Source organism: Rhabdonatronobacter sediminivivens, assembly GCF_013415485.1.
Taxonomy (GTDB): Bacteria; Pseudomonadota; Alphaproteobacteria; order Rhodobacterales; family Rhodobacteraceae; genus Rhabdonatronobacter; species Rhabdonatronobacter sediminivivens.
Genome location: NZ_JACBXS010000116.1, coordinates 1 through 1,517, shown reverse-complemented (window position 1 = coordinate 1,517; position 1,517 = coordinate 1). Strand labels below are relative to the sequence as shown.

The 1,517-nt window shown below is 59.6% G+C and carries 1 protein-coding gene and 1 pseudogene; both read left to right on the top strand.

Annotation, left to right across the window (positions count from 1 at the left end):
- Window positions 1–70 precede the first annotated feature (70 nt).
- Entirely contained in the window at window positions 71–466 is a 396-nt protein-coding gene (gene tnpB, locus HUK65_RS18385; RefSeq protein WP_179907725.1) for an IS66 family insertion sequence element accessory protein TnpB, read from the top strand.
- A gap of 123 nt (window positions 467–589) precedes the next feature.
- A pseudogene (gene tnpC / locus HUK65_RS18380) lies at window positions 590–1,459 on the top strand (IS66 family transposase); the annotation flags it as partial.
- Between the last annotated feature and the right edge of the window lie 58 nt (window positions 1,460–1,517).

Here is a 1,517-nt window from a genome sequence, read left to right as displayed (position 1 = left end):
CGATCCGTCTGGACGGGGATATAGGCACAGACCGGCTTTCGGAGATCGTGCGTGCCTTGGAGGCGCGCGTATGATCTTTCCGTCTAACCGCGTGCGAGTGCTGGTTGCGACGCAGCCTGTCGATTTCCGAAAGGGTCACGATGGTCTATGCGCGCTGGTGGCGTCCACGCTGCGCAAGGACCCTTATACTGGCACGGTGTTCGTGTTTCGCGCGCGGCGTGCGGATCGATTGAAGCTGTTGTATTGGGATGATGAGGAGGATCAGGAAACAGTCTGGGGGACTGTTTCCCCGACGAATGGTCTCGTGATGGCCTACAAGCGGCTGGAGGATACAACCTTCACATGGCCTGCGATCAAGGATGGGATCATGGCGCTGAACCATGCCCAGTTTGAGGCACTATTTTCCGGGCTGGACTGGCGCAAGGTCAAGCCGGTTGATCCGCGCCCGCCGAGCGCTCCGGAATAGGTTAAGGTGCTGTTTTTGCTTTTATATCGGCATGGATTCCGGTAGAAATCGGGCATGTCAAACACCCCTTCAATCAACCTTGCTGAACTCCCTGCAGCGCAACGCGCGGCCGTGGAAGCGTTGATGCAGGAGGTCAGCGCGCTCAAGGAAATCACCACGCGCCAGGAGCATCTGATCGCTGAGTTGAACCATGCCCTGCATGGGAAACGATCAGAGAAGCTGACCGAAGACGAGCGCCAGCTGGCCTTTGAAGATCTGACCATAGCGGTCGAGGAGGTCGAGGCAGAGAAAGAAGCACGTTCGGCATCCAAAGGGGAAGGCCCGCGTGAAAAGCCTGCTCCACGGCGCAATATCGGGAACCTGCCCGCATCTTTGCCGCGCATCGAGAATGTCATCGAGCCGGACAGCCTGATCTGCCCTTGTGGCTGCGGTGAGATGCACAAGATCGGTGAAGACCGCACGGAGCGGTTGGACATCGTGCCTGCGCAGCTGCGGGTGATTGTCACGGTGCGCCCGAAATATGCGTGTCGTGCTTGCACTGACGGTGTGCGCCAGGCCCCTGTGCCAGCTTTCCTGATTGATGCGGCGCTGCCCACTGAAGGGGCCATCGCGCATGTGCTGGTCAGCAAATATGCGGACCATTTGCCCTTGTATCGCCAAAGCCAGATCCTGGCGCGGGCTGGCATTGATCTGCACCGCGCCGTGTTGGCGAGCTGGGTTGGCAAGGCGGCCTTCCACTTGCGGCCCGTGGTTGACAGGCTGGCCGAGCATCTGAAAGCCTCGGGCAAGTTGTTCATGGATGAAACGACAGCCCCTGTGCTTGATCCCGGTCGGGGAAAGACCAAGACCGGCTATCTCTGGGCCTTGGCGCGGGATGACCGCGCCTGGGGTGGGGATGATCCGCCGGGCGTTGTTTATTTCTATGCATCAGGCCGCGCAGGCGAGAATGCTGAAACCTTCCTGACCGGCTTTGACGGGAATGTCCCGGTCGATGTTGAACTTTTTGGGATGAAGGGTGGCGTTGCTCTCCCTGAGCCGTAGGCTCGGGGTG

Bases quoted from the DNA above. Each gene is read 5' to 3' on its own strand.
- tnpB (WP_179907725.1), top strand. From the start codon at position 71: ATGATCTTTCCGTCTAACCGCGTGCGAGTGCTGGTTGCGACGCAGCCT.